Here is a 9,114-nt window from a genome sequence, read left to right as displayed (position 1 = left end):
CTTCCAATGACTCGCAAGGGACGCGCTAGCGATCAGCAGTACCTGGCGGTGCTCGCACGGCTCTACAGCGATGGCGCCCAACTCAGCAGTTCGCTGGCAACGTCGCCCCACTTGCTCGAAGGATTGCCAAGTTATCCATTTCAACGGGTGCGCTGCTGGATCGAAAGCAACGTCCCTGAGGCGAGCACACCAAGCCTCTACAAAACCACTTGGCATCCACTTTCCTGCGAAAACGCTCAATCGATCAGCACGCCCCCAACGAACGTGTTGTTGCTCACCCCAGATTCGCATTCCAGATACTGCTCAGCACTGCAACGGGCTTTCGGCCAAGTCTGGGCTGTGGACTCGGACCCCTGGATGAGGGCTGCCCAAGGACCCGATCACTGCGTGCCTGCCGCAATCGACACGCTTTGGCGAGAGTACCCGGAAGGATTCGACTGCGTTTACGCAGACCTGACTCATCTGCCGACAGACGAGCCAGACGCGGCAGTGATGGTGTGTGCCTATCTTCTGAGCATCGTGCGTAGTCTGACGCGAACGTACGCACAACTGCCTCGGCTTTGTGCGATCTGTGCAAGTCCGGGCGCAATGGCCCATCCCGATCATCCTTCAGCACTCGCTACTAGCGTGGCCGCCTTGTTCCGCACGGTCATGATCGAGTGTCCACAACTGCGGGCGTGCGTGGTGCATTTCGTCCAGCATTCGCCTGCGCAGCTGGATGATGAAAACGAGTCGAGGGTGTTACGGCAGGTGCTGCACAGCGATGAGGCGCTGGTGCACTGTAGCGACGGCACTGCTCAGGTCCCGCGCCTGGAGGCAGCGAACCTCGAGCAGACACCAATGAAGTTCGACAACGGCATAACGTATCTACTGCTGGGGGGCGGCGGAGGGATTGGCAGGCATTTGATACAGCGTCTTGTGGACGATCATGTCAGCGATATTCATGTGATTGGACGATCCATGCGGCCGACAGATGAACTGCAGGCAATCATGCGTAGCCATCCTCAGGTCCACTACCACTGTATGGATACCAGCAGTGAACAAGGGCGAGAAGAATGTCGTGCCTGGGCCAGCAGCGCTCGCCTGGGCAAGCTGTGCCTGTTCAATCTGGCGGTGGATCTGCAAGACAAGTTGTACGAAGACGTCAGCATCGAGGATCTGCGACGGGCGTTCGCAGCCAAATGCACAGCCATCCTCACGCTTTGCACTGTGCTTGCCGAACAAGGCTTGCAGATCCAGTGGGTGATCAACTTCTCATCCGCTACTGCGTTGCTGGGCAATGGAGGACAAGCGGCCTACGGGGCTGCCAGCGCCTTCCTTGACGCATTGCCAACCCAGCGCTTTGCCGCCGCAGCCAAAGTCTCCACCATCAACTGGGGCGTTTGGCTCGACGCCGGTGCTCTACGCGATCAGCCTCAACGTCAACACATCTTGCAAGCCGGCGGACTGCTGGGGCACTCGAGCGCCCAAGGCATCGATTACTTGAGTCAACTGATGGCCCAACCGCCTGGCAACAACGCATTCATGAAGTTGGACGTCGAGCAGCTCGCTGCCCGCTCGCCCGCATGCGCCAGGTTGCTTGAGCAGTTGACCCCGTCAACCCAGGCAAGCGCGATCTCGACCCCGGATTCTCTCACCCTGGCTGAGAGGCTCAGTACCTGTCACGACGAGCGAGCCAGGCGCTTGGAGCTCGAGCCGTGGCTGATGAAGACCGTGGACAACCTGGTAGGGCTGAACGCCTCGACACAACGCAGCTTCCAGGACATCAGCCAGGCGACGCTGGCCGAGTTGGGTTTCGACTCACTGGCAAAGGTGCAATTGCGCAATGCACTCACCACGCAGTTGGGCATTGATTACAGCATTAAGCAACTGCAGCAGATCGCCAATATGGACGCGCTCGCGCAGGTGGTCGCAACCTTGACCGGGACCGAACAATGGCGAGCGCCTGGCGCTCGACCGCAGTCACAGGATGGCGTGGAAACAGGGGAGTCCCCCGTGTCGATCCAGCAGGCTCGCTGGCTTTCGCTGATCGCCAAAGGGTACGGCCTGCGGGTCATTCCCTATCGAATTCATGCGCCGCTTCAGCGGGAGCATTGCTATGCGGCCTTGTCTCAAGTGCTGGACGAAGAACCGCTGCTGCGCACCTTTTTCCCGCAAGGTAGACCGCAGATCCGCTCGACCCACGAAGTACTGGACAGCTTCGACGCGCTTTTCGTGGATCTGCGAGATGTGGCCGATCCAGCCCAGCAGATTGGCGAGCAGGTGCGCGCAATGGCTCGCACGCTACCCCAGCCGCAGGTGAACGTGACCTGGGCACTGCGTTTCATTGACGTGGGAGCACCTTTTTTCATCGCGCTGCTAGGTGTGCAGCACCTGGAGTTCGATGGCAAATCGCTGACGCTGATGCTCGAACGATTCGCCCATTGCCTGCACGCCTTTACGCGAAATCAAACGCCACGCACACGTGCAGAGGGCCTGCGCTACGCCGACTACGCCAGAAGACAGGCCCAGTACCATAGCACTTGGGCAGAAGATGCTGCCTTCTTCCGGGGGCTATTCAACGCCTTCGAGGGTCCCACAGCGCTGCCTGACCACCCAGGGTTCACCTTGACGACGGTGGCGCCTTCAAGCCGATACAGTATTGAGTTGCCATCGGCCAATCGGCGCCTGTCGGCCTTGGGGGGCGAATACGGTTTCAGCGTATTCAATGCGGTCTTGTATGCCTACGCCTCCACCATGGCGCACGTTTTGCGGTGCGACAAGCTCATGATAAGCATGATCAATAGCGGCCGCGGTCTCGAGGAGTTCAACGATGTCATTGGCCCCTTCACTTCGCCTTGGCCCATTCCAATTACGGTGCATCACCAGTGGCTTGATGGCATAGGGATGGTCGCACGCACGATCAACGCCATGCAGGACTATCCGTTGATGCACCCAAGTATGCTGATTGATGTTGTCCCAGCGTTCGCGGGTATGGCACTGGATACCTACTTCTCCGATCTGGGAATCAACTTCCTCAACTATCGGCACACGGTCCCGGCGCCAGATCAGGTGCGTGTGGAAGGTGTAGAAATTCTCGGGCCCATCTCAGACAGTCTATTGGCCCAAGCGAATATAGAAGACATGCAGCGTGTCCCTGGCCTGCACCTGGTAGTCGAGATACTTGAAGACGACCTGCGCTTGAATTTCTGGCATCACAGTCAGCGCTTCAGCCACAAGCAGGTAGAAGGTTGGGCACAGTTGATGAGCCAGAAGCTCGATGCCCTACTCCAACTGACGGAGAGTGACGTGTGAGCCAGGACCGTATTTCATTGCTGTGCTTTTCCTACGCGGGAGGCAGCGCGAGTTTCTACGCACGCTGGCAACGTCTACTACCGATGGCTCAGGTCATACCTGTGGACTTGCCGCCACGGGGCCAGTCGCCCGGGGCTCCAGCGTTCAACAGCCGGGAAGCCACGATCACCTATCTTCTCGAGCAGGTGCAAAGCCGCTGCCGCGGCCGGTTCGCGCTGTTCGGGCATAGTCTTGGCGGTCGACTCGCCTTTGAGCTGCTCGTCAGTCTTGAGCAGCGTCTGGAACTGCGCGCAGAGGCACTGTTCGTCAGTGGCTGCCTGGCGCCCGAGCGCTTCGCCGTTGCCATGGGCGCCTATGAACGTGATCTGAGCGATCAGCGCCTGCTGCAGGTTCTACAGGAGTTGGGCGGTACGCCGCCAGAACTGATGAGCAACCCTGAACTCATGCAACAGGCTCTGCCGGTCATACGCGCAGATTTTCAGCTGGCCATCGACCTCTCCAGATGCCCGCCTGCGCAGGTATCGGCGCCCATCCATCTCGTACTGGGCGATAACGACCCGGTGACCGATCAGCAGCCCGATTACTCGGGCTGGGCGCGTCATACGTTGGGCAGGTGCCAATTGACGACGGTCGCAGGCGATCACTTCTTCATCCGCACGAACTTCGCAGCCGTAGCTGAGACGGTGGCACGAACGCTTCGTGAGGTCACCGCACATGCCTATTGAAATGCCTGCACACCAGTACCCAGCGCGTTGCTCGACGATTCAGGACATTCATCAGTGCATGCTCACGCTGTCCCGAACGGGGCCAGGTTGCGCTTATCGATGGTGCATCCTTGATTGGCAGACAGGCTCGCGCTTCGAACAGGCAGCCGATGCGCCATGCCCTGCCTCGAGTACCCGCAAACTGTTCATCCTCATCGCGGTACTGCGCGAAATCGAGACCGGTAACTGGCGGCTCGACGACAGGCTTTGGCTACTTCCGCAGGCGGCTGGCCAGCAGACGTGCGGGGCATTATGGCTGCTGGACGAACCCCGCGCGTTCACCATTGCGGAGTTGCTCAAATGCATGATGGCCCTGAGCGACAACGTAGCCACGTTCCATCTCGTCCGTCGGCTCGGCCTGCAGCGGCTCAATGCGTTTTCAAAGACGTTACAGTTGCAGCACACCCACCATGTCGGTGCCGTCCCCAACCCGCTGCTCGATGCAGATCATCCCCTGGAAGCGGTGAATACCACCACCGCTTCGGATCTGGTGAAAGCCCTGGAGTTGATGGTGCAGGGCGTCCAAGGCACCGGCAGGGGCCCGACATTCATTGCCCCAGAACTGTGTGAATTCGGCCTGGCGTGCATGCGTGGGCAACAAGACACCACGGCAATCCGAAGTTGGCTCGACGATGCCAGTCACGTAGGTGACAAACACGGCATTGGTTATCGCAATTACAACAACGTGGGTTACTTCATGCGCCAAGGTCAGGTGAAGGTGATCGTTTCGGTCATCGTTGACGATCTGAACCATGTCGCTCCCACCACGTGTGCATTTGCCCACGCCAGAGACTTCATTGGGCTGTTTTCACGCCTGCTCGATGACTATTGCACACTTCAGCATGATTAACGGAGCCGGGCCCATGACCCTCTCATTGGCGAAGTCCTATAACGGAAAAACTGACTTGTACGAGCGCGCAAGACCGCTCTACCCCAGCGCCGCGATCACGTGGATCGATCACTGCGTTCCACGCCTGTCGACGCTACCGATTGTCGATATCGGTGCAGGAACAGGTATTCTCACTCGCCAGCTTGGCGCTTTAGGACTTCCCATGATCGGCATCGAACCCAACAGTCAGATGCTCGCTCAAGCGCGTAACCGTGACCAGAACGCAGATTATCGACAGGGATCTGCCGAAGAAACCGGACTGGCCTCAGGCTCGGCTCGTGCAATTGTGTGCGGCCAATCCTTCCATTGGTTCGATACTCGGCGAGCGGCTGAGGAGTTTCGCCGAATCCTGAATGTCGGCGGACCGGTCATACTGGCGTGGAACATCAGAAGCCCTGACCACGACGCCTTCCATATCGCTTATGAAGCCATGCTCGCACAACTGTTCGAGCACTACGCACAGACGCTCGACATCGACCGGGAACTCGAGGACCGCGTGAACGACTTTTACGCTGGGCCGTTCGAGGAACGCAGGTTTGCCAATGCCCAGCAGTTGGGGATTGATGAATTCATCGACAGAACCCTGTCGTGCTCGTACGCCGCGTTGCCGGGAACCACCGAGTACGAAGCTGCGATTACGGCCCTGCAAGCGCTTCATCGACAATTCCAGGTGCAAGGTCGAGTATCGCTTCGGTATTCAACGCGTGTCGTCCATGGCTTTATCTAAACCTCTGGCGCTTGCGTCGCTGTGTCACGGCCGTGGATTGATCGTTCCTTTGTCGGCGTTGCCGACATTGGCGCGTGCCGCATTCATGGCCTACTTCCTGGTGTACTTGAAGGTCAACTTCGGCCTTGCAGTGGACCAAATAGGGCTGTTCATCGCTGGTTTTGTCTTGTTCAGTTCTCTGGTGAGCTTAGTGGCGGGGGCGCTGACCGACCGGTTAGGGCCCAAGTGGGTGATGGTACTTTCACCACTGCTGCAAAGCGCGGCCTATGTGGGACTGCAACTGTGCGACTCGTTGATCGTTGCGTTCATGCTGTGTCTGATCCTGAACTTGGCGTACCTGGCTTCGGAGACTGCGGTGCGTCTGTGCATCGCTCGCTGGTTCAGTGCGCATCAGACGGCAGGCGTCCTCTCGGTGAAGTACAGCCTGACCAACATCGCCTACGCCGTCGGGCCATTGATGGGTCTTTGGCTGCACAGCCTCGGCGGAAGTCCGCTACTACTGTGTGCAGTCATGGCTTCACTGTTGATGGCTGCAGCCTTTCTCCCCTGGCAGCCAAGCGACTGTGGCAGCGACGACTCCACGCCCCAGGAAGCGATGCTGTCGACCCTCAGGAGCATGGTCGCAGATCGAACATTACTGACCTACACGCTGGCGACTATCTTGCTCGCAGGCGTGTTTGGCCAGTTTCATCTCTACATCGGCCAATATTTGCTGACGCGCTACTCGGTCCAGCAGATGTACGAAATCATCAATGTCGTTTTCATCACTAACGCGCTGACGTCCGCCTGTTTGCAATATGTGTTGGGCCGTCACGTCTCAGTTGAACATTTCGCGCGCTGGGTCGGACTCTCCCTGGCGGCCTTTGCCATTGGACTCATTGGCTTCGGCACGTCCAGCACACTAGTGGGATGGATACTGTTCACGCTGATATTCACCGTCGGCGAAATCATCGTGCAGCCTGTCGAATTTCTGTTCATCACTGAAATCGCGCCTGCACACCGCGCCGGGGCCTACTACAGTTCGCAGAATCTAACGTATTTGGGTGCCGCCTCCACTCCGCTGATGGCCGGGCTGATCCTTTCTCAGGTGAGCCCGATCTGGCTCTTGGTTTATCTTCTGACACTGCTCGCCACAGGCGGGGGCATATTGCTGCGACACAGTCGGAAAATCCGCCCAACCGTACTCGTCGACGAGCACGGTGGCGGAGGGTGAGCGTAGGTTCAGTAGGATTTGGCAAATAGCGCCATTGTCTTGGTCGCTTGCCCAGTGAACAAACAATGGTGTGTATCACCTGATTGTTGTAGGGGCAGACAACGGACACTGACGCCCATGCCTGAGAGCCCCTCTTCTACGTGAGGATGATCCACAAAAGGCGCCAGTACGAATGGCGCAGTCTGCTGCTCCTCCTCGAACGCTCGCTTAAAATCGCTCAATGAAGTTACGGTGATCGTCCGTTCCAGTAAACGCTGACTGGCCTGTTCCAATAGTCGGTCCTGTATCCCCTGAAGTCGCTGACTTACGCTATCGATAAAGTGTTCGACTGTCGAACTTTCAACGTCTTTGGGCTCGGTCCGAAGACTTAACGACACCGTGTTTGCCAGAACTTCCCTGGCGCCAATCTCAACCCGTATCGGAACACCTCGTTTAATGTGGTACCACTTCTTGTCCGCACCGCTTAGTTCTCGTTTATCCACCAGCGCTCGTACCGGCTGATCGTCCCAGCGCTGCGCTGACAGCTGCGAGCGCAGTACTTCGCAAGCCTCCAGGATCGACTGCCTGTCCGACTCATCGCGAACGACGGGCACGATAACTATCTGCACGGGCGCCACTTTGGGTGGAACCCGCAAACCATCATCGTCACCGTGCGTCATGATCATTGCGCCGATCATTCGTGTGGATACCCCCCAGGAGGTCGTCCAGGCGAATGCTCGCTGACCGTCGCGATTGATGAAGCGGATATCGGAAGCTTTAGCGAAATTCTGCCCCAGAAAATGCGACGTACCCGCCTGCAACGCCTTACCATCCTGCATCATGGCTTCGATGGTGTAGGTATCGACCGCGCCAGGAAAGCGCTCCCAGGAGCACTTGAGGCCCTTGATGACTGGGATCGCCAGGTGGTCGTGGACGAAGTCCGCGTAGATATTCAATATTCTCAGGGTTTCCTCCAGGGCCTCCTCTTTGCATGCATGGGCCGTATGGCCTTCTTGCCATAGGAACTCCGAAGTTCGTAGGAAGATCCGCGGTCGCATTTCCCAGCGCAGCACATTGGCCCACTGGTTGATCAGCAATGGCAGATCCCGATAACTCTGCACCCAGCGAGCAAATGAGGCGCCTATCACCGTTTCGCTGGTCGGCCTGATGATCAGCGGCTCTTCGAGTTCGCCGGCGGCCACCAGAGCACCCTCTGCGTCCTGCTCGAGACGATGATGGGTGACGACTGCGCACTCTTTGGCGAAGCCCTCGACATGATCGGCCTCCTTTTGCAGAAACGACAATGGAATCAATAACGGAAAGTAAGCATTGACATGGCCCGTCTCCTTGAAGCGCCTGTCCAGTTCTTGCTGAATATGTTCCCAAATACCATAACCCCAGGGTCGAATGACCATGCAACCCCTTACTGGCGAATTCTCAGCCATCTCAGCGTGCTGGACGACTTGCTGATACCACTCTGGAAAGTTCTCGGCTCGCGTAGGTTTGATTGCAGTTTTCATACAGGCTCTACATAGCAGATGATTTGGAATGTAAAACTATCAGCATAGACGCGCTGCGGCAGAACGCGAGGGTGTCCGAAATTTTGTGCAACCGTCTCAGGGTTCTACCCCATTTCCACGGACGGTTTCAAAAGAGCTGAAAACCTCAAATCCTGCCGAGCAGTCCTGCGCCGCATTCTCGGATTGTGGAATCGCTCGATGTATTCGAACACATCACGCCTGGCTGCATCGAGCGTCTGACAGTGTACCCGATAGACCCATTCGCGCTTGAGTATGCCAAAGAACCGATCGTGTTCCAGGAAGTGGTGTAAGTAAGGTCAAGCCGAAGCGCCGTCAGGTGTGAGAGGAAGACCATCGTGGTTCTGGTAAAGGTTGAGCTTGTAGAAGCAACCCATAACCAGGAGAACCACGATGACCAAAGCCACTATTGCATTAGGCGAGCTCGCCGAGAAAAAGGCGGATGCCGATCTGCTCAAGTACATGATCCAGTTCGTCGCCCAGCGTCTGATGGAACTGGATGTCGAAGTGCTGTGCGGTGCCAGCTACGACGTCAAGAGTAGCGAGCGCAGTAACAGCCGCAATGGATACCGCGAGCGTCTCTGGCAAACCCGCTTGGGTGACGTTGATCTGCGCATTCCCAAATTGCGCCAGGGTAGCTATTTCCCGTCCTTTCTGGAGGCGCGTCGCACCGCCGAGAAGGCATTGGCGGCGGTGATCCAGGAAGCCTA

The 9,114-nt window shown here is 57.6% G+C and carries 7 protein-coding genes and 1 pseudogene; 6 read left to right on the top strand and 2 right to left on the bottom strand.

The features are described 5' to 3' along the window. The first annotated feature begins 588 nt into the window (after positions 1-588). The 5 genes from FFS27_RS22795 to FFS27_RS22775 are packed head-to-tail and all read left to right on the top strand — an operon-like array spanning position 589 to position 6,887. Entirely contained in the window at positions 589-3,294 is a 2,706-nt protein-coding gene (locus tag FFS27_RS22795; protein ID WP_171019221.1) for an SDR family NAD(P)-dependent oxidoreductase, read from the top strand. Then, positions 3,291-4,019 carry a thioesterase II family protein gene (locus FFS27_RS22790; RefSeq protein ID WP_019485388.1) on the top strand — a complete coding sequence of 243 codons (729 nt, stop codon included), beginning with the start codon at positions 3,291-3,293 and terminating at the stop codon, positions 4,017-4,019. Before FFS27_RS22795 ends, FFS27_RS22790 begins: the two co-directional genes overlap by 4 nt. Next, a complete protein-coding gene (locus tag FFS27_RS22785; RefSeq protein ID WP_023094157.1) occupies positions 4,009-4,908 on the top strand; it encodes a serine hydrolase in 900 nt (299 codons plus the stop codon). The genes FFS27_RS22790 and FFS27_RS22785 overlap by 11 nt, the downstream gene beginning before the upstream one ends. Before the next feature lie 13 nt (positions 4,909-4,921). Beyond that, positions 4,922-5,674: a class I SAM-dependent methyltransferase gene (locus FFS27_RS22780; RefSeq protein WP_023124007.1), complete on the top strand. Its 753-nt coding sequence runs from the start codon at positions 4,922-4,924 to the stop codon at positions 5,672-5,674. Next, positions 5,661-6,887 (top strand): MFS transporter, encoded by a 1,227-nt coding sequence (locus FFS27_RS22775; protein ID WP_157740142.1) that lies wholly within the window; start codon positions 5,661-5,663, stop codon positions 6,885-6,887. Before FFS27_RS22780 ends, FFS27_RS22775 begins: the two co-directional genes overlap by 14 nt. A gap of 8 nt (positions 6,888-6,895) precedes the next feature. On the opposite strand, the gene proS is transcribed toward FFS27_RS22775, so the two are convergent. Both proS and FFS27_RS22765 read right to left on the bottom strand, forming a co-directional pair. Beyond that, the gene (gene proS, locus FFS27_RS22770) at positions 6,896-8,386 is read right to left on the bottom strand and encodes a proline--tRNA ligase (protein ID WP_019485392.1); all 1,491 of its coding nucleotides are present in this window, start codon (positions 8,384-8,386) and stop codon (positions 6,896-6,898) included. Between the two features lie 104 nt (positions 8,387-8,490). Continuing rightward, positions 8,491-8,670, bottom strand: a pseudogene (locus tag FFS27_RS22765) (IS3 family transposase); the annotation flags it as partial. A gap of 127 nt (positions 8,671-8,797) precedes the next feature. Here FFS27_RS22765 and FFS27_RS22760 point away from each other — a divergent pair. Then, positions 8,798-9,114, top strand: a 317-nt coding sequence (locus FFS27_RS22760; protein WP_171019220.1) for a transposase, incomplete at its 3' end; no start/stop codon positions are given.

It is taken from the genome of Pseudomonas sp. 2VD (assembly GCF_005503585.1).
Taxonomy (GTDB): Bacteria; Pseudomonadota; Gammaproteobacteria; order Pseudomonadales; family Pseudomonadaceae; genus Pseudomonas; species Pseudomonas aeruginosa.
This window is presented reverse-complemented; position numbering and strand designations above follow the sequence as displayed.

Excerpts from the sequence above, each read along its gene's own strand:
- FFS27_RS22780 (WP_023124007.1), top strand. The coding sequence starts at position 4,922 with ATGACCCTCTCATTGGCGAAGTCCTATAACGGAAAAACTGACTTGTAC.
- FFS27_RS22795 (WP_171019221.1), top strand. The coding sequence starts at position 589 with ATGGCCCATCCCGATCATCCTTCAGCACTCGCTACTAGCGTGGCCGCC.
- FFS27_RS22785 (WP_023094157.1), top strand. The coding sequence starts at position 4,009 with ATGCCTATTGAAATGCCTGCACACCAGTACCCAGCGCGTTGCTCGACG.
- proS (WP_019485392.1), bottom strand. The coding sequence starts at position 8,386 with ATGAAAACTGCAATCAAACCTACGCGAGCCGAGAACTTTCCAGAGTGG.
- FFS27_RS22775 (WP_157740142.1), top strand. The coding sequence starts at position 5,661 with ATGGCTTTATCTAAACCTCTGGCGCTTGCGTCGCTGTGTCACGGCCGT.